The organism is Desulfosporosinus sp. FKB (genome assembly GCF_002196705.1).
Taxonomy (GTDB): domain Bacteria; phylum Bacillota; class Desulfitobacteriia; order Desulfitobacteriales; family Desulfitobacteriaceae; genus Desulfosporosinus.
Genome location: NZ_NADJ01000016.1, coordinates 95,690 through 118,319, shown reverse-complemented (window position 1 = coordinate 118,319; position 22,630 = coordinate 95,690). Strand labels below are relative to the sequence as shown.

Below are 22,630 nucleotides of genomic sequence, written 5' to 3'. Positions count from 1 at the left end.
ATAAATCTCTAAGAATATCTAATTATGGAGAATAAATTCGTGCATAGACGACAACAGACTTCTCTATGGCAACATATTCGCCCACAACGGATCTCCGGCAAGTCCCTTAGATTCAAGGCAACTTTTTGTTTGGGAGGTCTTTCCTTTTTATCTTTTTTAATTCTAGTCGGGACAGGGATGTTGTTATTATTTAACTATCAACCAGGTGAAAAAGCATATTCTTCATTGGTAGAAATTAATTCTGTACTTCCATACGGAGCCTTGATCCGATCGTTACATTTCTGGGCAGGGCAGTTTATGGTTATATCAATATTTTTACATATGGTAAGGGTAGTGGTTTCCCATGCCTATAGACCACCCCGTGAATTAAATTGGGTTATTGGCGTCCTATTACTAGGACTTACATTAATTATGGATTATTCAGGCTACTTGCTTCGAGGGGATCAAGAGGGCGGGGCAGCTGCAAGTGTAGGGGTATCCTTGCTTCAAGTCATCCCGGGTGGAAAAGCTCTGGCTTTTATTTTTTTCGGTAATCCGAGCCCTTTAAATAGTAGTACTCTCCACCTATATATTTGGCACTCGCATGTTTTGGCCTGGGTAATAAGCGTTCTTCAAATGTATCATTTCTGGCGGATCCGGCGTAATGGCGGAATTAGATCCCTCTAAAATCAAATTTTAAACCCCTGTATAAAAGGATTTATTTAGGAGACATTTCTAAATGGCAGAAAAGAAAATCAATAGTTTAATAAAATTTGAGGATGAGCGTGGTCAGGTTTCAATCTTGGAATTGCGGGCGCGGGAATCTATTTGCTTGTTCTTGTATCTGACAGGTTTACTGATTTTTGCCTCTTTCATGGATATATCCTTGGGGAGTTCTCCTGATGATGTTTCCATTATTCAGGCAAAAGCCCCTTGGGTATTCGGAGCAATCCAGTTCCTTCTTTATCATTGGCCAGCTTGGGTCAGCGGCTGGCTGTTTCCTATTATTTCTTTCATTTTACTGTTGGGTTACCCTTGGTTGTCGAGTCGGATAACAAGAGTTTGGGCTAGAGTAATTTTTGTCCTGTTTACAGGGGTCTGGGTATTATTAACTGTGCTTTACATCTTTATACATTAAATACTACTATCCGTCAGGATGCTGGGGACTAGCTCTTCTGTTAATTCCTTAATCCCCTCTGGAAAAGAAAATTAGCAAATTATAAGAAAAACCTTTGAAATTAATGAAGATATATTATAATATTATAATAAGAATTTATTACTGACTTAAATTATCTAGATGATAAGAGGGATTTGTGTGGAAGAACAGATCGTATCCTTAAAGAGCGATTTTTTTAAGGCTTTAGCGCATCCAACCCGGATACGTATCCTTGAACGATTGGCAAAAGACGGAGAAATTTGTGTTTGTGAGCTAATCGAGGATTTAGGAATTGAACAATCGAATTTATCACAGCACTTAAGTATTTTGCGTAAACAACAAATTATTTCATCGACTAAAGTGGGGTTAAAAGTCATGTACAGGATCAAATACCCCGAAGTATTAACTGTACTTGGGAACGTTCAGAAAATACTTGCTCACCAATTTCAAGAAGGTGAAGCCTTGATGAGGCATCTTGCTGACAGTTAGAGGGCAGAGTGGGAAGAGACGTCATATGGGTTTTTCGAACTATTAATCAAGAGTAATTTTATAAACAAGGGGTTGCCTCTTCATTGAATGAGACAGCCCCTTCTTTACGTTTGATGAAACTCTCAGATAATATCTGTGAGTTTTTTTAGATGACCAATGTTCTGAATTTAAAGGAGCATTGGGTACTATTTGAAGTTTCTCTTAGTTGAACATATGAATAAAGTTTGGTTAAACGGTTTCTTTTTTCTAAAGTATAAGTTATAATATTTGTATATCCGCATAAGCGAATATAAGATCTAGTGGAGGTGATTGAATGCAAAAATTACTCAATACCTTAAAGTCGTTATCTGACGAAACCCGACTTCGAATAATTAACTTATTATATGAAAAGGAGCTTTGTGTCTGTGATCTTATGGAAACGCTGCAAGTTACTCAAACCAAAGTGTCCAGACACCTTTCCTATTTAAAGAATGCTGGACTAGTTTCAGACAGAAAACATGCTCAATGGGTCTATTATTCAATTATACAAGATGATGAAAATAAGTTTTTAGACACTTTGGTATTTAACAACTTAAGAAGTAAAGAACTGTTTAACAATGACTTGGAAAGTCTTTATGAATGGCTTCAAAGGAAAAATATTGCATGTGATTAAGGAGGAGTTATTATGAGCAGAGAAAAGACTGTCAGGTTATCTTTTTTAGACCGATTTTTAACGCTTTGGATTTTCTTGGCAATGGCTATCGGGGTCATTGGTGGTTTTATCTTCCCTAGTCTTGGCAAAACACTAGAAGGAATGAGTACGGGTACGATCTCATGGCCAATTGCAATTGGTTTAATTGTAATGATGTATCCTCCACTTGCAAAGGTTAAATATGAGGAAATTGGGAAAGTAGCAGGAAATAAAAAGGTATTTACTTTTTCCCTTATTCAGAACTGGATAATTGGACCAATTCTTATGTTCGTTCTTGCAGTTTTACTATTACCTGATATGCCAAAATATGCGATAGGCCTAATCATTATCGGCCTTGCCCGTTGCATAGCCATGGTTATTGTCTGGAATACTCTTGCAAAAGGTGATAACGAATACTGTGCAGCCTTAGTTGCTTTAAACTCTATATTCCAGATACTTTTTTACTCTTTCTTCATATACCTATTTGTAAGGTTGATTCCCGGACTTTTAGGCTTATCATGGAATGTTGAGGGACTAGAAAAAGTTACAATTTGGAGTGTCGCTCAAAGCGTACTGATCTACCTAGGAATTCCTTTTGCCGCCGGATTTTTGACTAGGTTTAGCCTTTTAGGTGTAAAAGGCAAGGAGTGGTATGAAAAAGTATTCATTCCTAAAATTTCTCCCCTTGCTTTAATTGCTTTATTATATACTATAATTGTAATGTTTGTTTTAAAAGGTCAGTATATCGTAGAGCTTCCTGGTGACGTAGTTAGAATCGCCATACCCCTTCTTATATACTTTGCAATTATGTTCTTTTCAAGCTTTTTTATGTCCTACAAAGGTGGGTTTAAATACGATCAGACCGTAACATTAGCTTTCACAGCGGCAAGTAATAATTTTGAGCTTGCAATAGCGGTTGCTGTAGCAGTTTTCGGGATTGGTTCAGACCAGGCATTTGCAGCCGTGATAGGCCCCCTGATCGAAGTCCCAGTAATGATAGCTTTAGTTAATGCTGCCTTAATTTTCAAACGGAAATATTTTGACGAGAATGGCTTGCCAAAACGTCATGTAAAGGGAGCTTAATATGTCAGAAAAAATAAAAGTCGCTTTTATTTGTGTGCATAATTCATGTCGTTCCCAGATGGCTGAGGCTCTCTCGAAGCTTTTGGCTGCAGATAGTTTTGAAGCTTATTCAGCAGGTACTGAAACTAAACCTCAAATTAATCAGGATGCGGTAAATGTAATTAAGGAACTCTATGCTGTGGATATGAACGATACTCAAAAATCAAAATTACTATCTGATATTCCCCCTGTCGATGTTGTAATTACGATGGGATGTAACGTAAAGTGTCCTTTTCTGCCATGTAAATACAGGGAAGACTGGGGGCTTGAAGATCCAACTGGTAAAGATAAGGAGGAGTTTGTAAAAACCGTTAAAATAATTGAACAAAAGGTCTTAGACCTTAAAAAGAGAATAAATAATTTGTACTAGAAAATAAATAGTATTAGCTCAAATCTTACCTCTTTGTGGAATCTAATAAGCTATGTCGACGGGGCCGTGAGAAAACTAAGTTTCTACACGGCCTTGTTTGTAAAGTCTTCTTTGAATTAACTTCTAAATTAATAAGAATATAAATTACAATAATTCCTACAGGAAGTAGTATATTTGATAAAAACAAAGACTATTCAAAGGTACTCGTATTTTCCTCATGGGAAATGGTGCCGAGAATGGTGTCGGTTATGCTTTCTTATGAAGCGGAAGGCTGACAATCGGCAAACTCTCATAACGCAAAACTGAAGCATGGCAGAGTATACTTTGCGACTAGGGAAGAACGTCGTTTTGGTACTACAAGGCTTAAAAACGTGACGGAAGATATTGTTTGCCATGTATCCGGCATTCTTGCACGGCTTTATAATCCAGATGAGCACATCGGCAAGGATATTAAGCAAATCAGGAGAGAGCTTGCCGAAAAGCTTCAGCCAAAGCTGAATGCCGTTAAAGCCAAATACAAGCTTTCCGAAAGCGGAGCTGCCGGTGCAAAGTCGCTGATAGAGCTCATAAAAGCACTGGACAGCAATCCATCAGCGACACCTTCGACTATCCCAGCTGGAATGTTGGCATATTAGTCAACATGGCAATTGGTTCACCTGCCATTTGTGCCTACAGGCTTTTTAATTCTAACGAAGTGATACCCAGGGAGCTTTCTAAAAAAGTATTTGTCAGCTTATTTAATAAAGCCGAAAGCTCGGCTGTTCTTGACTTGCTGTATGGCAGCAAGGGCGGCGATTCCTATTATGAAAATGTCTTTCGATATTGTGTGGCGGTAATCTGCAGGCTATGCTGGATGAATACGCTCATATACTTGGCGAACAGGGAGATGCTCTTGCAGATGCGATGATCGATGCTTTTTCGGATACGGCCTCTCTGCAGGTAGATACGCTGGAATCCTTTACAGGAGCAGAAAAAGAAAAGCCGTGTCTGGGCACGCACTTTGCTGTTGGATATTTCAATGCTCGCATCAGCAACGAAAATGTGCAGAGAACTGAGAAAATCCGCAAAGCATTTAATTCACCATTCCGTCCGTTTGTGTTGTCCACTACATCAATCGGACAGGAAGGATTGGATTTCCAATTCCACTGCCGCAAGGTCATGTGCTGGAACTTACCGTCAAACCCTATAGACCTGGAGCAGCGTGAGGGATGTATTAATCGGTACAAGTGCCTTGCAGTGCACCAGAATATTGCACACAAATACAGCAGTGAAAAAACATGGGATGCTATGTTTGAAAAAGCCGCACAAACAGAAAAGGGAGATCTGCCGAATCTTGTTCCGTACTGGTGTTTGACGGATGGAGAAGCAGCTCCAGTCAAGATTAAACGTATCGTTCCGATGTATCAGTTGAGCCAGGATCACTTGCGATACAATCGCTTAATTAAAATACTGTCGTTATATCAACTGACATTAGGCAGCCAAGACAAGAGGAGTTAATAGAGATAATCAGCAGAGAAATTACCGGAAATCGACAATCAGCTATTTATTAATTTAAGTCCATTTTACAAAATGGAAATATAATGTGCACCGAGTAGTCTTTATTTCGGTATATTTTACACAGAAAAATCTAAAAGCATCAGTCATCCAAAAGCCCCTCTTACAGAGCAGTAAGAAGGGCTTTCGTGTTATTATCTTTATCTCCGCTCAACAAACCAGCGGCCGATATTATTTTCGGTAATTGAGACATTACCCTCAAACCCTCCTTAGAAAGAACGGTTATCTGATCAAGAAATCTGAGCGTGGTGTATAAGCTGTATTGAACGAATAGCCTCTGGAGTTCATATCTCCCAGCTTTATCAGCATGAGGTTAATATCTGTGTTCATCATGGCTGCAATCTGGACAACGTCATAACCTTCACGGGCATACTTATGAACCTCATCATCGGGAAGAAGCAGTGAAGCCGCAAACAAATTGGCTTCATACTCAGGACGTGTATTCATGGAATAAAGAACGTATTCACGGAACGGACTGTCATCGGCAAGATTCCGATGATGTGCGTCATGTCCGAGCTCATGGGCGCATACCAAGGTCTGCACCTGTTCCGGCAAGTTACCATTTAAAAAGATAAAGCGGTTGCGCTGAATCACGCGGTAAAGCCCTTTCAGCTTAGTGAAGTCATTGCGGAACAGAACCTCAATGCCCAGCTCGTCTGCTATGGCAAAAGGATCACGCGTTCCGAAGCGCTTGATATATTTTTCAGCTGATTCAAAAATAAGCGCCTTGTTCAATGAATTCCCCCCCTATGCTAATTCTATCACAGCAGCAGTCCGAAAAAACGGACTACTCCTTGTCTGCTTTACGATACTTTTTCGGCGTGTACTTTTTGTTTTTCTCCTTGGCTATCCAATAAGCGTCGGAGATTGCTCTCATAACGGCATCCAAATCCTCGTCATCCATGTCGCCTCCGGCAAAAAGGCCGTTGACCTCTGTGATGAGCTGCTGAGCGTACTTCTTTCCCCGGTAGCCGTATTTTTCTCCGGCAGCGTTTATAAATTCCTCATTCTCGGTCAGCAGATAATTCGTATCAACACCTAAAACTTCAGCCAGCTTCCCGTACACCTCGCGTTTTTTAGGATAGCAATCTCCGTTTTCATAGCTGACCATTGTGCGGAGAGATACTCCGACTGCCTGCGCCAGTTCCGCCTGCGTCATGTCTTTTGCGACGCGGGCATTTTTTATTTTTTCTCCGAATTTCATGTAGACCGCCCTCCTAAGTATAAGCAGGTAAATTTCATGTTATATATTGACAAATACAAGTAGATTGCATATAATTCAAATATGCAGATAACCTGCACATTCATAATAATTCATGTTGCATATGGTGTCAAGAGTTATTTCTTCTGTGAAAATGATTGAACCCAACAGATTGCCGGGAAATTACCGTCTGCAAAGCGCATGACGGCTTTAATTACTCTGACAGCTAAAAATAGATAAAGTTAAGGGCAAACCTGTCTAAAGGCAGGGACGCAAAGCCGAGGGTCTAAAGCGTTTGACGCGCTATGACAGCCTGGTTGCCGATCTTTGCGAATGCCTGCCCTTTTTCAGAGCAGGTATTTGTATTGATAGAGATAAATGATGCAGGAGGGTATGAGATGGTAAAAAAGAAAAGGCTCAAATGTCCAAATTGCGGACGCCGAATTGCTGATTACAGCGGAAATGCTGAGGCACTGGCCCTGTTAGCTGAAACGAGTGAGGCTGAAAGTGATGTTGTAAACGTAAAGTGTCATCTATGCAAGTCTCAGGTTTCAATTTTGCTGGACAATAACGAGGTCTATGAGAGTAAGAAGTTCTCAGACCTCAAGTTATAAGGCGACTCCACAATCAAATAAATGAACTTATGATATTCGATTCCAGCGCTTGACGCTATCCTCCCCTTGTAAAGCGGAGTGATTATAAAGGTGCCGGCCGGGCCTGACGAGTAGCACTATTGCTATGCGTCAGGCCCGGCCGGTTCTGCATTAGAAGAAGCTGCTCGTTTGGCTCCCCAGAAAGGAGCAAAACGAGTGGCTTTTATTTTATGCAATAACAAAACAGCGGCTCGCTGCAGATCTCCTCCGCTTGTTCTTCATTTCCGGATTTTTAGATTCTCGAAATGGAGGACAAGCTTATGAATAATCATGATAAAAAATATACCCTGCTGGTCAGAGGGACGCGTGTCACAGTGACCAAGGAGGTCTACAAAGCCTATTACCACTGCCGGGACAGAGAAAAATACCTGGACAGGCTGGCGGGGGATAACAATATCTCGCTTGAAGGATGCAATGAGAAAGGCATCTCTGTGGAGTATACAATTTCTACTGCAGAGGATTCCATGGAGGATGAAATTGTTCAGCGTGATATGATTAAAAGGCTTCAACAATGTCTGTTGCTGCTAAATGAATCTGAACGCCAGCTGATTATAGCGCTTTATTACCTCAAAAAAAGCGAGCATCAATTGTCTGCAGAAACAGGTATTCCTCGCATGACCATACACAATCGCAAAAAACGAATATTTGGTCAGCTCAAAAAACTTTTAGAAAAATAAAAGTTTTTTGGTCCAACCCCTCACTTTTTTCCCTAAAGAAGTGAGGGGAATTTTTTATTCTCCTGTTGTTCTTTGAAAATATTATATCCGGCAGCATAGATACATGAGCTATCCAGCCGTGTGAAAAGCGGCAGCGACGTTGACGGGCGCGCCAAGACTGCCTGCGGATGAATTTCATCCGTCGAACCGATGGCATCGAAGGTGACGAGCGGGAACGCCCGGTCATTGAACGGTCCGTGGTGGACTGTTTCGCAATGAAATGGACAGTGATAATGCTACTTCCGTCCAGCCACAGGCTTAAGCAATGGGGGCGGCTCCCAGAGATCCTGGGGGAGGTAAAATTCTTATGGTGTTTGCTTAACCGGCAAACCGTTTATGCTGCCGCCCTGAGAGCCGCAAGGCTTTTCCGCTTCGGGAAGTAGTGTCGAATAGAAGCGGCAATTCGTAATGAAGAACAAGCAGATCATTTTTGATCTCAGAAACAATGCGGCAGGGCTATTTTTTTAACGCCCTGCCGTATCCTTCTGAGATTAAATTCAAAATATCAGGGAGGAAAACGAAATGGAAAAGGAAGCATTGGCTGAATTGCTAAAGAAGGAGCTAATTATCGGTTACGTGTACGGGCTTGACGGAGAGAGTCAGGAATTCTATTTTGAGAAATCCCCGTCCGGCATTGCAAGCTTTATCATGCTGAAAAAAGAGCATGCGGACAAGATGGTTTTAACAGATACGCTGGACAGGCTGGTTCTGGACACCTTCGGCGAATTTATCAACCGCTGCCCGGATCAGAGGCTTCTGAAAGGGATCACTAAAGAACTGGTACCCATGCAGCAAGGCGAAAAGGAGCCTGTAAATATTCCGATTGTGAGCGTTGATGAGGCTCTTGAATTTTTAAGCCATGGAAGCCAGAAGCGAGCATGGATTTACTGTCGGATCGACGCGCCGGAGGATACCCACGGCGCTCTGAAAGGCCAGAAAAAGGAACTTATGGATTACTCCGAACAGATGGGATTTGTTGTTGTCGGCGAATCAGTGGATATAGGAAGCGAGCTGGATTTTGACCGTACCGGTCTTGCGGAGGTCATGAAGGCTGCCGGAAATGGCATAATGGATGTATTGCTTGTAAAGAAGGTTGACTGCCTGAAGCGGGATACAGCCAAATTACTGGAGCTTCAAAGAGGTCTGGATCAGCTGGGCATTGAACTTTATTCGCCGTTGGAGGGTCAAATCCAATTGGAATATCAAAGCCCATCCCTTTCTCTGCAGTAAAATAGGGGGTGAGCGATATGTCAAATAATCAGACGGCCAATGAAGTCAAGTATAAGGCAGCGTTAAAGCTTTTGGATATCTTGCTCCGAAACGGCCTTATCTCCCCTGCTGAGTACAAAAAAATCGATGAATTGAACCGTCAAACGTTCACTCCGGAGCTTTCCAAGGTATATGCGTAAAAACACCTGGATATCTCAAAGCTTGTGTGGTATTGTGTGTTGCTGACAGGAGTCAAAAACGAGAGAAAGGAGAGAACGCATGGCTAAGAACGTAGTAAAAATAGATCCTGTAAAGCAGCAGATCGTCCGGCAATTACAGCCGAAAAAGCGGGTTTGCGCCTATTGCCGGGTAAGCACCGACTCCCGTGAGCAGCAGAATTCCTTTACCGCACAGATGGAGTATTACACCGCTTTGATTGAAAATCAAGAGGATTGGCAGTTTGCCGGAATCTACGCCGATGAAGCAAGAAGCGGAACAAATCTGCAAAAAAGGGATGACTTTTTAAGGATGCTGAAGGACTGCGAGGATGGCAGGATAGATATGGTCATAACCAAATCCCTGACCCGGTTTGCTAGAAACACAGTGGACAGCATCCAGGCCATCCGTCGCTTGAAGGAGCTTGGCGTCGCCGTCTATTTTGAAAAGGAGCATATCAACAGCCTGTCGGAGAAAAGCGAACTGATGCTGACCATTTTAAGCTCTTTGGCGCAGGGCGAATCCGAAAGCATTTCCACCAACAATAAATGGGCAGCAGTTAAACGTTTTCAAGACGGCACCTTCATCCTCGGCACTCCAGCCTACGGCTATACCAAGGATGATAAGGGCGAGCTGATAATTCAGGAGGAAGAAGCTGCTATAGTCCGACGCATTTTCCGGGAGTACTTAAATGGAAAGGGCACTTATGCAATCGCCAAGGATTTGTCCGAGGAAGGAATCCCCACAATACGCTCGGCTGAGAAGTGGAACGACGGCGTGATAAAGGAAATGCTTTTAAATCCCATATACATAGGAAATCTACTATATCAGAAAACCATGACCACAGAGGTGCTGCCCTTTAAGAAAAAGAGGAACAAAGGGCAGCTTCCTCAGTATCTGGTTGAGGATAACCATGAACCCATTATCTCACATGAACAGGCGGAGGCAGTAAAGGAAATCCTTGAATACCGCAGAATGCAGATGGGGATGGACGATTCGGAGAAATACCAAAGCCGATATACCTTCAGCAGTAAAATCCTCTGCGGCGAATGCGGAGGTACGTTCCGAAGACAGAAAATCTACATCGGCAAGCCCTATGAGAAGGTCCAATGGTGCTGTCGGCAGCACATTTTGCACAACACCAGATGCAGCCAGAAGGCAATCCGGGAGGATGATATTCAATGGGCTTTCACCGTAATGTGGAACAAGCTCGTAAGCAATTATGCCGAAATCCTCACTCCCTTATTGGATACGCTTAAAAAGCTCCGGATGGATGAGCAACAAGAGCAGAAAATTGGGGAATGCAGCAATAGAATCATGGAACTGACAGAGCAGGGTCATATACTCAGCAGACTTGTATCGAAAAGGTATATCGATCCTGCGGTATTTATAGAGCGGCAAAATAGCCTGACCATAGAGCTTGCCGCTGTGAAAAAGAAAAGAAGCCAGCTTCTGGACAACAACGGCTTCGACATAGAGATTGGCGGTACAGAACAGCTGCTGGAGCTGATCAGAAACAATCCCCACGTTATAGAAGAATACCGTGAGGATTTATTTTTACAGGCGATAGACAAGGTCATCGTACAGAAAAACGGCCAAATCACCTTCCGGCTCATCAACCGGCTCGAACTGTCCGAACCCTGCAGGAAGGGGGAGATTGAGGATGATACAAAGGCATATGCCCATCGGGTATGAGCTGGTAAATGGGAAAATACGGCTTGATGAACCCAAAGCCGCTGTTGTGAAAAAGATATTTTCAGATTATCTGTCCGGAGTCTCCACCTCTGCGCTTGCAAAACGGCTGACCGAAATGGGATTTCCAAACGCCAACAACAAAGCCTCTTGGAACCACGGGTCCATCGGCAAGATATTGGAGAATGTCAAATACCTAGGTGATGAATTCTACCCTCAGATGATTAGCACCGAGTTTTTTGAGCAGGTGCAGAAACGCCGCAAGGAACGCTGTGATCAGCTGGGGCGAAGCATCCAGCCAAACAGCGGAAACCATCAATATCCATTCACCGGTAAGCTACGGTGCGGAGAATGCGGCGAGGTTTACCGCAAATACATTGAGCACTGCGGGAAACTATCGGAGAAGTCCTTCTGGAAGTGCAAAAGGTATATTTACAAGAACCGAGTTTGCTGCCGGTGCGGTTTTCTTACGGATGAGCAGCTTGAAAAGGTCTTCCTTGAGGCAGCTAACCGGATTCTGGCAAGGTTACAAATCCTCGACCGGAAGCCTAAGAAAGAACCAATTTCATATAACCCTGAATTTAATAGCTTGGATCAGCGGATCAGAGAGCTGGAAGCAGAAGGGCGGTTTTCGTCCAAAGAGCTTCCGGCTCTTATTTTTAAGCGAGCGCAAGCTTTTTATAAAACAGCGAAAATCGATGACGCCAAATATAACACCGAAAAGATGAAGCAGGCGTTTTCAGGCAGACAGCTTCTCACGGAATTTGATGAGGAACTGTTTATGATGGTGATAAAGCAAATCACGGTCTATGCCGACCATCGGCTAGTGTTTGAATTTATAAACAGATTAACCTTGGAAGCCAGATACTAAACCAAGGAAGGAGAAACAATGATGCAGACAGCGACAGCAAAAAAGAAAAGCATATCTATGATACCCTCCAAGCCGGAGTATGACAGGAGTATAAAGCCTCAGTTTAAAGCCCTGCGGGTTGCGGCATACTGCCGCGTCAGCACTACGCTGGAGCAGCAGGAAACCAGCTATGAAGCCCAGGTATCCTACTATACTGAAAAAATCAAGAGCAATCCCAACTGGAAGCTTGCCGGAATTTACGCCGATGACGGGAAGAGCGCTACAAACACCAAAAAGCGTGACGACTTCAACGCCATGATCGAGGACTGCATGGCCGGAAAAATTGACATGGTCATCACCAAGTCGGTCAGCCGGTTCGCCAGAAACACGGTGGACAGCCTGCAGAACATCCGCAAGCTCAAGGAAAAGAACGTCGCCGTCTTCTTCGAAAAAGAAGGCGTGAATACGCTGGAGGGGACCGGGGAGCTTTTGATTACCATCCTGAGCAGCCAGGCGCAGGAGGAAAGCCGGAACCTGAGTGAGAACACCCGGTGGGGTCTTGTCAGACGGTTTGAGAATGGCATCGTCTCGGTCAACCACAATAAGTTTTTAGGCTACACCAAGGATAAGAACGGCGAGCTGGTCATCGTACCGGAGGAAGCGGAGCTGGTCAGACGTATTTTCCGCCTTTACCTTGAAGGGAGCAGTATCATACAGATTACCAAGATATTAGAATCGGAAGGTATCAAAACCGTCACTGGCCTGACCAGGTGGTGCCCCGGAGTCATCGAAAAGATGCTGAGCAATGAAAAATATATGGGCGACGTCCTGCAGCAGAAAACCTACACCATTGATTTTCTCACAAAAAAGCGGGTGAAGAACAAAGGCATCGTCCCCCAGTATTACATAGAGGATGATCATGAAGCTATTATCCCAAAGGAGCTTTATTATCAGGTGCAGGAGGAAAAAGCGAGGCGGGCAAGCCTTGGTAAAACTGCGGCAGCCCGAAGGGCAAAGCAAGAGAAAGAGAAAAGCAAATACAGCTCCAAATTCGCTTTAAGTGACATCATGATATGCAAAGAATGCGGCCAGCCTTACCGCAGGCAGGTATGGTCTAAATATGGCCAGAAAACCGCAGTATGGCGGTGTGAGAACCGCCTGAAGAACGGAACTAAGAACTGCAAGCACTCCCCCACTTTCAAAGAGGATATCCTGCATGAAGCAATAATGACCGCCATAAACAGCGTCGTGGAAAACCGTGGCGAGTTTGTCGGAGCCTTCCGTGAGAACGTAATCCGAGTCATCGGCAGCTATTCCACTAAAAACATGACCACCGACTATGACGGGCAGATTGAAAAGCTGCAGGGTGAAATGCTGGCCTTGATAGAGGAAAACGCCAAGCAAGGCTCCATCACGGAGGATTTTGACGAGAGATATAAGAGAATTTCAGAGAAGATCAACGAACTGAAGCAGAAAAAGTTGGAGCTGGTGCGGGAGCAAAAAATGGCGGCGAATTTTCAGCAGAGGCTCGACGATATGGATGCCTGCCTGAAGAAAACCACCTGCGAGGTCAGGGAATTTGACAACGACCTGGTCAGAAGGCTACTGCAGAGCATCAAGGCTGTCAAGGATGATCTGATAGAGATCCAATTCAAATCCGGAATCGTGATGAACCAGAGGGTTTCATACTTTGATTAAAACGAGGCAGGGACGGCTAAAAAGGTCATCCCTGTTCGTTTATAAAAACACAGGAGGGAATAGAACATGCTAAATGAACGAAATATGGTTGAACGCCTTAAGAAAATGTATCCTAAAGGAACCCGCATTCGATTAGCTGCAATGTTTGGAGAAATGGACATGCCTTCAGGATTGATGGGGACGGTGGATTTTGTAGATGACATCGGTCAGCTTCAAATGACCTGGGACAATGGCAGAACCCTTGCCCTTGTTCCCGGTGAGGATAGTTTCTCTGCCATCTCACGACCGGAGCCGGTACAGACACGGACGGAGAAGCCGAATGCTCCGCTCATTGGCGCCAACGGAAACATCTTCAATCTGATGGGGATTACCTCATGCACATTAAAAGCGGCAGGCATGCCGGAGCAGGCTAACCAAATGTGTCAGAGAATCACTGCTTCCGGCAGTTACGGGGAAGCCCTGGATATCAGGTGAGTACGTCAATTTCACTGAGGTAGATCATCTGGATATGTCGAATGACGAGGATGAGCTATTTGGTATGAAAATGAAGTGATGAACCAGCGGGTTTCATACTTTGATTAACACAGAGGCAGGAACGGCATAAAAGCTGTTCTTGCCTGAAGATAGCATCTGTTAAGACTAAAATCCTCAGTGTTACTGAGGGCTTTAGTGTTGGCAGTGATATTGTACCGGGTAGGTTTCGCGTATTTTTAATTCATGTTCGCGAATTTATTAATTGAAAACAACCCCATATTATGCTATTATCGTATAAACGAAATCTATGGGGTGGAAAGAATGGCATTAAGCTACAAGAAGCTATGGAAGCTCCTTATTGATAGGAATATGAAAAAAAAAGATCTGCGGGAGTTGTCTGGTATCAGCCCTGCTTCTATGGCTAAATTAGGGAAAAATGAAAACGTCACTACAGACGTACTTGTAAAGATTTGCACCGCCCTAAAATGTGATATTTCAGACATCATGGAAATGGAAGAAGATTAAGATTGATTATAAAGACAATCAGAAAGAGAAGGTGTTCACATTGTACAGCTCAATCGAATTGTTCAGTGGAACCGGCGGTCTTGCGTTAGGTTTACAGCAATCCGGGTTTAGCCATCGAGCGCTGCTTGAATGGGATAAGGACTCGTGCGACAATATCAAGGCAAATATTCAGAGGGGTAACCATCTTATTCAACACTGGAATGTAATTCAAACTGATGTGAGGTTGGTTCACTATGATGATTTTGGTAGCAATATCAAATTAGTGGCCGGCGGACCTCCTTGCCAGCCATTTTCTTTAGGTGGCAAACATCAGGCGTATAATGACAAAAGGGATATGTTCCCAGAAGCTGTGCGGGCTGTTCGTGAGCTGCGGCCTCAAGCGTTTATCTTTGAAAACGTGAAGGGTTTACTGAGAAAATCCTTCAGTACATACTTCAATTATATTCTTCTGCAATTGTCTCACCCTGAAGTTACAATCAAAGAAGGAATGACTTGGCTCGATCATTTAAAAACTTTAGAGGAATACCATACATCTGTTGGTGATCGCGGACTTTCCTATAATGTAGTTTTCCGGCTGGTTAACGCAGCTGATTATGGTATCCCACAGGCAAGACACCGTGTAATTATAGTAGGCTTCAGAAATGATTTGAACGCTAACTGGTCGTTCCCGAACCCTACGCATTCTCAAAACGCCCTGCGCTACTCAAAATGGATCAGCGGTGAATATTGGGAAGAGCACAAAATAGCAAAGGCAAAACGACCGACAATATCTGATACGGAGCGTATGCGTATCCTCAAAGCCACAGACCATGAAGATATGCTCAAACGATGGAGAACCGTGCGGGATGCCTTCGTCGGGTTACCAAATCCTCAAAAAGAACAGGGAGAAAGCGGATTCCAGAACCATGAATTCCGAGCAGGTGCCAAATCATACCCAGGGCACTCCGGAAGTGTCATGGACGAACCTTCAAAAACATTGAAGGCTGGTGCGCACGGCGTTCCGGGGGGCGAAAATATGATCATATTGGATGATGGTTCGCTCAGATATTATACAGTTAGGGAAAGCGCAAGGCTGCAGACATTTCCTGACGATTACATCTTCCACGGCTCGTGGACAGAAAGCATGCGTCAGATCGGAAACGCAGTACCCGTACAGTTAGCCAATATTATTGGCGGCTCTGTTTACTATCAACTTGAAAGGTTGAATGAATATGAAAAACAAAGACATTCCGGTTATAAAGCCGTTTAACCCACTCGACAAGAAGCAGCTCGGCCAAAGCGCAGCCGAAGCATTACTTGCAACAAACGTCCATCCCATACCACCCGAACCTTTTATAGGCGCGGGTGTATATGCTTTATACTATACTGGCCCTTTTTCTGCTTACAGAGAACTTGCAGCTGTAAATCGGGATAATCAATTCAGATGCCCGATCTATGTAGGAAAGGCGGTACCGGCTGGGGCACGAAAAGGCGGTTTAGGTTTGGATGTTGACCACGGACAAGCTCTGCAAAAAAGATTGGCAGAGCACGGAGAGTCTATATCTGCTGCTGGTAATTTGGATATTAACCACTTTTTCTGCCGTTTTCTCGTTGTGGACGATATTTGGATACCGCTAACCGAATCACTGCTTATTGAGAGATTTCAGCCCGTATGGAACCGGGTACTTGATGGATTCGGAAATCATGATCCTGGCAGCGGAAGATACAATCAGCAAAAATCACCATGGGATTGCTTACATCCCGGTCGTAGATGGGCTGAACGCTTACAACCTTGCCAATTTACGGCAGAACAGTTGGAACAGCGTGTAGCTGATTATTTGCACAATTTCTTTAATACTAACAGATAAAATGACTACCGCCTAGCAATGACACGAAGACGGTCTTTCGTATTGATATAAACGGAGAGGGGGGTATACCGTGTCATTCTTCGATCTTTTCAGAAGGAAACCGAAACCAGCTAATACTGAAAAGCTACCTACACAGAATATAGTGCCGGTCGAAACATCAAAACTGACTAAATCCAATATATCATCATTTATAAAGGTGACTTCAGAAATAATACCCTCTGCAGCAGAGGAAGTTATTCCGGCTGAGAAAAGAATCAAAGACGCCATTGCAAGCAAACACGGGTTATATCCTCATGAGGTGCTGGTTCTTGATTATGCTGGTTCGTACTATACGGAAGGTAATTCTTTTCAAGGCTTTTGGTGGTACAGATACGGTGTGAGGGATGTTGACAAATGTCTTCGTTCCCTGCTTGAACGAGGATTTCTGCAAGTCGGAAACCTGCAGAGTGCCATTGAAAAAGAAACCGCAACAGTCCTCAAGGATGAATTGAAAAAATACGGGCTTAAAGTGAGCGGTAAAAAAGACGAACTGGTACAGCGTCTGATGGCAGAGGTATCTCAGGAAGAACTTAATTCTCGTTTTACAAAAAGAACATATCAATTAACCGAACTTGGAAAGCAAGCGCTTGCTGAAGAAGGTTATGTGCCATATATACACCGGCATACGCTTGAAGATCTGGATATTTGGTCGCTTAATAAAATAATGCATGAACCGCCCCATATGCCATACCGAGATAAAATATGGGGTTATCTAAATAGGCGTAGCATGGAACACTTTGCATCCGGTAACTTTGGATTATATAGAAACTGCCGACATCATATGCATAATTTTCTGATGGAAGAAAAGAAGATAAAAGATGCGCTAGGCATGTTATCAGAAGTGGTGTTTTATGATTTGAGCGGCCTTGGTAACAACTACGATCCGCAGTATCTGGATATTTTTGCTAAGCATTTTTTCCCTTACAAAGATTCTACAGTTACAATGGCGCCTGGCATCACAAGCGCTGTTATACATTGTCAGAAAGAACTCAGTTTAACTGATGATGAACTTAAAACAGCAATGCTTGACCGGATGAACCGCTTGAGTGCGCCGTTACATCTTTTTACACCGGATGAATGTGTAGATATAGTATTAATGGAAAGTAGAGAGGATATTGACGGATTGACAAAGATATATGCTAAGGCAAAGCGGCGATTCAAGCAGCGTTTTCCGAGCATTAAGTGCTAAGGGGTTTTGGGGGGTATCAGTATGATTCTATCAGATAATGAAACAAAAATTGATATGATAAACAATCGTGCCATCGCCAAGACGGTTGCTGAACTTATTATAGAATGTGACGACCGTCCTATTTCTATTGGGGTTCATGGGGATTGGGGTGCCGGAAAATCGAGCATCTTGGCAATGGTCGAGGATGAGCTTTCAAAGCAAAAAGATGGCATCGAGTGCATTCGCTTCAACGGTTGGAAACATCAAGGCTTCGAAGATGCTAAGATAGCTTTGATGAGCGCGATTGTTTCCGAATTAACAGAAAAGCGAAAACCCACTGAAAAGGCAAAGGATATATTGAAAAAGCTCTGGAAGAACATCAATTGGCTTAGTGTAGCAAAAGCCGCAGGTGGTGTAGCTTTTTCTGCCGCTACTGGTATTCCTCCCATTGGGTTACTAAGCAGTTTGATGGAGAATCTAAAAGGTTCAGTAACCGATAAAGAAAAAGTAACGACCGCTATTGAGAGCGTGGGCGAATATCTCGCGGACGCCAAAGTGTTTGAAGACAATTCTCTGGCAAAGGAATTCTCCGAATTCCAAACTTCTTTTGAAGATCTGTTAAAAGAATCGAAGATTAAAAAACTTGTGGTGCTCATAGATGATTTGGACAGATGTCTGCCCAAGGTCACAATCGAAACATTGGAGGCTGTTCGCCTATTTATGTTCTCTAAGTCTACGGCTTTCGTAATAGCCGCAGACGAAGCAATGATAGAATACGCAGTTCGAAATCACTTCCCTGATTTGCCCGATGAGGGCGACATCCGGACGGGGTTTGAATACTCAAAGCGTTACTTAGAAAAATTGATTCAAGTGCCGTTTAGAATTCCCGCATTGGGTGAAATTGAGTCCGGAATGTATATAACTCTACTTCTGATAGGGTCACGATTAAAAGAGGATAGCGCGCAGTTTGATAAGCTCTTGACGGTCGCGATTGATAAAATGAAAAAGCCGTGGGAGAATTTAGGCTTCACAATTGAACAGCTCAAGGAAGCTCTCGGAGATCAATATACATCTGTATTAAATGAGATAACCGTATCGAACCAGATAGCTGATATATTAGCGAAGAACACCCAAGGTAATCCGCGAAAAATCAAACGTTTTATCAATATGCTATTGCTGAGAGATAAAATTGCCGGAGCCAGGGGTTTTGGAGATTCCATACAGATACCTATCCTGGCAAAAATGATGCTCGCGGAATATTTCTTCGTAGACGAATATAAGAAAATAGCAGCTTTAACAGATGACAATGGAAAGTGTTCTTTGCTTCATACCTTTGAAATTCAAAAGCAGCAGCTTTCAAAGGAGTCTGAGACAGCGGATGAGGATGCGGAAAAATCGAAACAAGAAAAAACAAAAACACCGACTTTAATATCAAAGCCTGAAAAAGACAAAGACTTAGTCGCATGGGAAAGTAATGCCGATTTTACCGCATGGGCATCCAGTGAACCCTACTTGGGCGAAATTGACTTGCGTCCATACTTTTTTGCCAGCAAAGAAAAAGAAGACTTTTTCTTTGCACAAGTTAAATCTGAACAGCTTCGGAACCTCATTAGTAAGCTTATGGGCGGCGAAATGAATATAGCCAGCGCAAATGATGAGATTAAGGCGTTGTCTCCTTCAGACGCTAAGAAAGTCTTCGAGGTTCTATCCTCAAAGATTTTCAGGAATGGCGACATTGCTAATAAGCCTAATGGAATTGAAGGGATCAAAGCACTTGTTTCCCATCATGCCGAATTAGAGCCGTCGCTGATTGGTTTGATTGAAACTTTTGATTGCAAGAGAGTTGGGGCTTGGATTTGTACTGGATGGGATAAATGCTTAACTTCGGAAAAATCTAAATCAAGTTTGAGTAAGTATTACGAAAGCCTATCTAAAGAAGGCGGCATCATTGTAAAGACAGCTTTGAAAAATACGCGGAAGTGAGGTGCTGGAAATGGGAACATCAACAAGTAATCGGGGACAAAACGGCAATACGCCGTTAGTACCTTCCTGGCTGGGTGATAATAATGATGGCGATCAAAAGCCAGAACAACCTCAGCCAGCGCAACCCCAACCGGAACAACCTCAACCAGCGGACTCCAAACGCTTTTCAGCGCCTCGTAGTAACTTTACGCGATATGTAAATAGCGGTGGTAGCGGGAACGGAAAATTACATCGGGCAGCGTCTAATTACGTCCGGCATTCATTAGGAGGTTCGCAAAACGCGACTACCCGGTTGGGTTCGGCCCGAAATAGTACCACTCGCCTTCTTTCTGTGTTTAGCAGTTTTGCGAGTCGTGGTGTAGCTGACACAAGCCGAGATTATAAACTTGGGGATATTATTGGGAAAAGTGCGTCTGATGTTTTACTCCGTATTATGGATTTTGTTTGTCCCGACGGAGGGAGTACTGATGAAGGGATTGCCAGAAACTCTTATGTCGAAGCACTTTCCACATTGCCTGACTGGGAGAACAAGCCGATTGAATCCCTCACCCCTCCTGAGTTTCTCGCTTTTGCTGAGATTTATATGGCTAATGTTATTGAGGGAAGGCTTGTAAATGACATCGGGAATAAACTATTTGCCTTGCCCAAAGATGTCGCTCAAGTCGAAAGCATTCAGGGGCAACTCAAAGACTATATAAAAGGAGCGGTTTCGGATGCTGTCTCCAAGCTTAAAATAGACATTCGATCTATAGATACATCGCAAACAAAAGCTATAGTGGATTCCATCTATCGAACAGCTTATGATATTTTATCAGAACTGGAGGAATAGCGTATGAATAAATACCTTCTTGTCGGCGATTATGATTGCAAAGAAGTTGTGTCTACGAAAAAAGAAGATTACATAGAGGTTATCATACCTTTCACGGGTAATGATAATTCTCTTCGGTTTGGTATAGGTCATGCTCTGGAAAAACTTAAAGAGAATGGTTTATATCCAACCGAAGAGGGCATTGATATTCTCAGCCTCGCTAGTTTGATCTATCTTGCCGATACTCGAATTTCACGAAGTCTCCACTCACAAGACAGTTGGACAAGAGAAATCGCCATTGAAATACCCGTTTTTCACCTTGAAAAGTGGGTGCCTCTTGGAGAGTTGTTTACAAGGAAGCTAAATTTCCTAACGGGAGATCGTTGGATAATATCGTTCAAAAAAAGAGATAAAGAGCTTTCAGAGAAACCCAAAGATGATGCAAAGCCGCCGGAATTTGATGCGGTTACTCTTTTTTCTGGTGGAATGGATAGCTTAATCAGCACAATCAATCACCTCGAAAACCATAATAAAATAGCCCTTATAAGCCATGCTGGAGACGGATATACAAAAAACGCCCAAAGCAAGCTGTTGAGTTGTTTTGGTGAAAAATACCCTGATCTCTATCCGCTATATCTCGATTTATGGATGGTTTTTGATAAAAATATAATTCCTGGTGGGGGAATAGAAAACTCAACAAGAAGCCGGTCTTTTCTATTCATAGCGTTTGGTATCTTTGCCATGAGTGGAATGAAAGGGGTGTCGACCCTGGAAGTTCCTGAAAACGGCTTGATAGCATTGAATGTTCCGTTGGATGAATTGCGTATTGGTTCCCACAGTACACGTACGACACATCCCTTCTACTTGGAGTCGTGGAATCGGGCGTTAAATGGGTTGGGAATTAACTTATCCGTTCTGAATCCATACTGGAATAAAACAAAAGGTGAAATGGCTGACGAGTGTTTAAACAAAGAATTTCTACTGCAAGTGATACAAGATTCAATTTCTTGTTCTTCTCCTCATAAAGCTCGTTGGAGTGGTTCTGCTCCTCAACATTGTGGGTATTGTGTACCTTGCATAATCCGCAGGGCAGCAATGAATAAGGCTTTCAGGGAAGAAAAGGACTGTACTCCTTATCTAATAGACAGTGTTTCAGAAATAATTGCCAATCATGCAAAAGGAAAAGGAGTACAACTTCGTTCTTTTCAAATTGCAATTAAAAAAATTAAGGAGCAACCGCAACTGGCAAAAATTCTGATACACAAGAGTGGTCCCCTTCCTGGCGATAGTGCTTATCTGCAAGAGTTATCGGAAGTATATCGGAGAGGGCTATTGGAAGTTGACAATTTCATAATAAAAAATTCCGAAAGTGAGAGGCAGACACAAGAAAGCGTATAAAGAAGAATGGTGTGGTGACTGGTTATGGATGTTTATGATATGCACTGCCATGTAGATTTGATGCAATCCATGGATGAATTCAGCAAAGCAGCTCTGGAAGAGAGAATCAATCTATTGGCGATGACAACAACGCCAAAGGCATTTGAGATTGAGCAGAAAAGGATTGGAAATTTTTCTAATGTTCAAGTTGCCTTGGGTTTACATCCGCAACTTGTTTTCGATAGATTCCAGGAGCTTGGTCTTATTGAAAAATATATACACGTAACAAAATTCGTTGGTGAGATTGGTTTGGATTTTAATAAGCAGTTCTATCATTCCAAAGAACTTCAGATAGATGTATTCTCACAAATCATCAAATGGTGCCAAAGATCACCCATGAAGATTATTTCAATACATTCTGTTCGATCGGATAAAGATGTACTGGATATTTTAGAAAAATATGATTGCACAAAACATAATAAATGTATCTTGCATTGGTATTCTGGAACATTAAAACAGCTAGATAGAGCTATAGAACTTGGTTGCTTTTTCTCGGTCAATGAGTATATGCTTAATTCTCGAAACGGGCAGTCGATAATACAGAGAATTCCTGTTGAACGATTATTATTAGAGTCTGATGCTCCGTTCATCTCAGATATTAAAACGGTAGAGCAACTAAAGCGAAGTTTGAGGCACTGTATTAATGAGCTAAGTGTACTAAAGGGAAACGAAGTACCAATGTGCATTTTTGAAACAAGCCATCGATTACTTGAAATATATTAAAATTGCCCAGGCCGGTTCAGCATCGGAGAGTATTATCTCATATTTATAGGT

26 protein-coding genes and 1 riboswitch are annotated in these 22,630 nt (G+C 42.9%); of the genes, 24 read left to right on the top strand and 2 right to left on the bottom strand.

Annotation, left to right across the window (positions count from 1 at the left end):
* Positions 1-39 precede the first annotated feature (39 nt).
* From B5Y67_RS06120 to B5Y67_RS06085, 8 genes are all read left to right on the top strand, one after another.
* The gene (locus B5Y67_RS06120) at positions 40-666 is read left to right on the top strand and encodes a cytochrome b N-terminal domain-containing protein (protein WP_088188007.1); all 627 of its coding nucleotides are present in this window, start codon (positions 40-42) and stop codon (positions 664-666) included.
* Between the two features lie 52 nt (positions 667-718).
* Positions 719-1,117: a hypothetical protein gene (locus tag B5Y67_RS06115; protein WP_088188008.1), complete on the top strand. Its 399-nt coding sequence runs from the start codon at positions 719-721 to the stop codon at positions 1,115-1,117.
* Between the two features lie 177 nt (positions 1,118-1,294).
* Positions 1,295-1,624: a metalloregulator ArsR/SmtB family transcription factor gene (locus tag B5Y67_RS06110; RefSeq protein WP_088188009.1), complete on the top strand. Its 330-nt coding sequence runs from the start codon at positions 1,295-1,297 to the stop codon at positions 1,622-1,624.
* 313 nt (positions 1,625-1,937) lie between these two features.
* Positions 1,938-2,276: a metalloregulator ArsR/SmtB family transcription factor gene (locus B5Y67_RS06105; protein WP_088188010.1), complete on the top strand. Its 339-nt coding sequence runs from the start codon at positions 1,938-1,940 to the stop codon at positions 2,274-2,276.
* 12 nt (positions 2,277-2,288) lie between these two features.
* On the top strand, positions 2,289-3,377 hold the full coding sequence (arsB, locus tag B5Y67_RS06100; protein WP_088188011.1) for an ACR3 family arsenite efflux transporter: 1,089 nt from the start codon (positions 2,289-2,291) through the stop codon (positions 3,375-3,377).
* A gap of 1 nt (position 3,378) precedes the next feature.
* A complete protein-coding gene (locus B5Y67_RS06095; protein WP_088188012.1) occupies positions 3,379-3,786 on the top strand; it encodes an arsenate reductase ArsC in 408 nt (135 codons plus the stop codon).
* Between the two features lie 371 nt (positions 3,787-4,157).
* Positions 4,158-4,421 (top strand): hypothetical protein, encoded by a 264-nt coding sequence (locus B5Y67_RS06090; protein WP_088188013.1) that lies wholly within the window; start codon positions 4,158-4,160, stop codon positions 4,419-4,421.
* Between the two features lie 211 nt (positions 4,422-4,632).
* Positions 4,633-5,283 carry a helicase-related protein gene (locus B5Y67_RS06085; RefSeq protein WP_088188014.1) on the top strand — a complete coding sequence of 217 codons (651 nt, stop codon included), beginning with the start codon at positions 4,633-4,635 and terminating at the stop codon, positions 5,281-5,283.
* 279 nt (positions 5,284-5,562) lie between these two features.
* Here the strand turns inward: B5Y67_RS06085 and B5Y67_RS06080 are convergent, their stop codons facing one another.
* Both B5Y67_RS06080 and B5Y67_RS06075 read right to left on the bottom strand, forming a co-directional pair.
* Positions 5,563-6,075, bottom strand: a complete 513-nt coding sequence (locus tag B5Y67_RS06080) for an ImmA/IrrE family metallo-endopeptidase (RefSeq protein WP_088188015.1) — start codon at positions 6,073-6,075, stop codon at positions 5,563-5,565.
* A gap of 52 nt (positions 6,076-6,127) precedes the next feature.
* A complete protein-coding gene (locus B5Y67_RS06075; protein WP_088188016.1) occupies positions 6,128-6,544 on the bottom strand; it encodes a helix-turn-helix transcriptional regulator in 417 nt (138 codons plus the stop codon).
* A gap of 234 nt (positions 6,545-6,778) precedes the next feature.
* Positions 6,779-6,866: riboswitch (cyclic di-GMP riboswitch) on the top strand.
* A gap of 73 nt (positions 6,867-6,939) precedes the next feature.
* On the opposite strand from B5Y67_RS06075, the gene B5Y67_RS06070 reads away from it, so the two are divergent.
* The 16 genes from B5Y67_RS06070 (at position 6,940) to qatD (ending at position 22,579) form a co-directional block, all read left to right on the top strand.
* Entirely contained in the window at positions 6,940-7,155 is a 216-nt protein-coding gene (locus tag B5Y67_RS06070) for a hypothetical protein (RefSeq protein WP_088188017.1), read from the top strand.
* A 299-nt stretch (positions 7,156-7,454) separates the two neighbouring features.
* Complete coding sequence (locus B5Y67_RS06065) at positions 7,455-7,871, top strand: sigma-70 family RNA polymerase sigma factor (protein WP_088188018.1); 417 nt, start codon at positions 7,455-7,457, stop codon at positions 7,869-7,871.
* A 561-nt stretch (positions 7,872-8,432) separates the two neighbouring features.
* Positions 8,433-9,140, top strand: coding sequence for a recombinase family protein (locus B5Y67_RS06060; protein ID WP_088225621.1), 708 nt, complete (start codon positions 8,433-8,435; stop codon positions 9,138-9,140).
* Between the two features lie 17 nt (positions 9,141-9,157).
* Complete coding sequence (locus tag B5Y67_RS25235) at positions 9,158-9,319, top strand: SHOCT domain-containing protein (RefSeq protein ID WP_170932606.1); 162 nt, start codon at positions 9,158-9,160, stop codon at positions 9,317-9,319.
* A 79-nt stretch (positions 9,320-9,398) separates the two neighbouring features.
* Entirely contained in the window at positions 9,399-11,030 is a 1,632-nt protein-coding gene (locus B5Y67_RS06055; protein ID WP_088188020.1) for a recombinase family protein, read from the top strand.
* A complete protein-coding gene (locus B5Y67_RS06050; RefSeq protein WP_088188021.1) occupies positions 10,999-11,898 on the top strand; it encodes a recombinase family protein in 900 nt (299 codons plus the stop codon). The genes B5Y67_RS06055 and B5Y67_RS06050 overlap by 32 nt, the downstream gene beginning before the upstream one ends.
* 21 nt (positions 11,899-11,919) lie before the next feature.
* Positions 11,920-13,575: a recombinase family protein gene (locus B5Y67_RS06045; RefSeq protein WP_088188022.1), complete on the top strand. Its 1,656-nt coding sequence runs from the start codon at positions 11,920-11,922 to the stop codon at positions 13,573-13,575.
* Between the two features lie 66 nt (positions 13,576-13,641).
* Positions 13,642-14,049, top strand: a complete 408-nt coding sequence (locus B5Y67_RS06040) for a DUF4314 domain-containing protein (RefSeq protein ID WP_088188023.1) — start codon at positions 13,642-13,644, stop codon at positions 14,047-14,049.
* Positions 14,050-14,370: 321 nt separating this feature from the next.
* On the top strand, positions 14,371-14,574 hold the full coding sequence (locus B5Y67_RS06035) for a helix-turn-helix transcriptional regulator (RefSeq protein WP_088188024.1): 204 nt from the start codon (positions 14,371-14,373) through the stop codon (positions 14,572-14,574).
* A gap of 40 nt (positions 14,575-14,614) precedes the next feature.
* Positions 14,615-15,823, top strand: coding sequence for a DNA (cytosine-5-)-methyltransferase (dcm, locus tag B5Y67_RS06030; RefSeq protein WP_088188025.1), 1,209 nt, complete (start codon positions 14,615-14,617; stop codon positions 15,821-15,823).
* Complete coding sequence (locus B5Y67_RS06025) at positions 15,786-16,421, top strand: Eco29kI family restriction endonuclease (protein ID WP_088188026.1); 636 nt, start codon at positions 15,786-15,788, stop codon at positions 16,419-16,421. The genes dcm and B5Y67_RS06025 overlap by 38 nt, the downstream gene beginning before the upstream one ends.
* Before the next feature lie 70 nt (positions 16,422-16,491).
* Complete coding sequence (locus B5Y67_RS06020) at positions 16,492-17,649, top strand: SAP domain-containing protein (protein ID WP_088188027.1); 1,158 nt, start codon at positions 16,492-16,494, stop codon at positions 17,647-17,649.
* A gap of 21 nt (positions 17,650-17,670) precedes the next feature.
* Positions 17,671-19,611 (top strand): Qat anti-phage system ATPase QatA, encoded by a 1,941-nt coding sequence (gene qatA / locus B5Y67_RS06015; protein WP_088188028.1) that lies wholly within the window; start codon positions 17,671-17,673, stop codon positions 19,609-19,611.
* A gap of 10 nt (positions 19,612-19,621) precedes the next feature.
* Positions 19,622-20,440, top strand: coding sequence for a Qat anti-phage system associated protein QatB (gene qatB, locus B5Y67_RS06010; protein WP_088188029.1), 819 nt, complete (start codon positions 19,622-19,624; stop codon positions 20,438-20,440).
* Positions 20,441-20,443: 3 nt separating this feature from the next.
* The gene (gene qatC / locus B5Y67_RS06005; protein ID WP_088188030.1) at positions 20,444-21,817 is read left to right on the top strand and encodes a Qat anti-phage system QueC-like protein QatC; all 1,374 of its coding nucleotides are present in this window, start codon (positions 20,444-20,446) and stop codon (positions 21,815-21,817) included.
* A gap of 24 nt (positions 21,818-21,841) precedes the next feature.
* Positions 21,842-22,579, top strand: coding sequence for a Qat anti-phage system TatD family nuclease QatD (gene qatD / locus B5Y67_RS06000; protein ID WP_088188031.1), 738 nt, complete (start codon positions 21,842-21,844; stop codon positions 22,577-22,579).
* The last annotated feature ends 51 nt before the right edge of the window (positions 22,580-22,630 follow it).